Here is a 294-nt window from a genome sequence, read left to right on the forward strand (position 1 = left end):
AACACTTGAATGTGTTTATTGGTGTTTATCTTTCGATAAACATTGAGAACTTTACAAACAATCATAAAGATTGTTTTGTCAGCTTTCCAAATTGTTAAAGAGCATGTACTTCCTAAAAGGAGCCACATTGTCTAAACACTCTCGGCGTCAGAAAGTCCAACCACACACGTTTTACTGCAGTGGTTTGGAGATTTGAATCCAAAAATACTTAGAGAATGGTGGGCGATACCGGGCTCGAACCAGTGACCCCCTGCTTGTAAGGCAGGTGCTCTCCCAACTGAGCTAATCGCCCAC

Annotated in this window: 1 tRNA gene; it reads right to left on the reverse strand. The window is 42.2% G+C overall.

Annotation, left to right across the window (positions count from 1 at the left end):
- Positions 1-216 precede the first annotated feature (216 nt).
- Positions 217-292 (reverse strand) — tRNA-Val (locus QQK21_RS12020).
- Between the last annotated feature and the right edge of the window lie 2 nt (positions 293-294).

The sequence above is a fragment of the Vibrio zhanjiangensis genome, from assembly GCF_030161235.1.
GTDB classification, from domain to species: domain Bacteria; phylum Pseudomonadota; class Gammaproteobacteria; order Enterobacterales; family Vibrionaceae; genus Vibrio; species Vibrio zhanjiangensis.